This window comes from Pseudomonas sp. FW305-28 (assembly GCF_017351395.1).
GTDB lineage: Bacteria > Pseudomonadota > Gammaproteobacteria > Pseudomonadales > Pseudomonadaceae > Aquipseudomonas > Aquipseudomonas fluorescens_AA.
This window is the reverse complement of record NZ_JACNDD010000307.1, coordinates 1-575: the sequence shown is the minus strand read 5'-3', so window position 1 is coordinate 575 and position 575 is coordinate 1. Positions and strand designations below refer to the sequence as shown.

General features: G+C 61.9%; 1 protein-coding gene. It reads right to left on the bottom strand.

Translation table 11 applies throughout. The features are described 5' to 3' along the window. A partial coding sequence (locus J4E53_RS30555; protein ID WP_207268296.1) for an OprD family outer membrane porin occupies positions 1-575 on the bottom strand: 575 nt, incomplete at both ends.

The window sequence follows — 575 nt, the reverse complement described above, 5'->3', positions numbered from 1 at the left end:
GCGGCGAAGTTGAAGTCGTGGCGCAGTTGCCAGGATTTTTCCTTGGCGTTGTCATAGCTGGAGTTGTAGCTGTCGTTGGCCAGGGTGCCGCCGCTGGTGCCGTTGACGCGCATCCAGGCATCGTCGCCGCCGACTTTCTGCAGGCCGACGTAGAAGGTGTTGCCGCCGTATTTGGCCGAGAGCATGGCGAACGCGGTTTTGTTGTCCAAGTCGCCGGCCAAGGCGCTGCCGTCTTCCTTACCGATGAAGTAGCCGAGGTTGGCGCCCAGGGTCCAGTCGCCGATGGGCTGGCTGTGGGTCAGGTTGAAATATTGCTGCTGGTAGATGTCGGACAGTTCCGCGTACCACACGCCAACCTGGGTGCGTTTTTCGTTGAAGGCGTATTCGCCACCGCCGAAGTTGAAACGGTCGGAGGTGAACGCACCGCGGCCGTTCATGGACATGTCTTCCATGCTTGCGTCGTTGCGCGGGCTGTTGCCACGGAACTGGCCGCCGTAGAGGCTCAGGCCGTTGATTTCGGTGGAGGTCACCTGGCCGCCACGGAAGGTTTGCGGCAGGGAGCGGCCGTCGTCGGA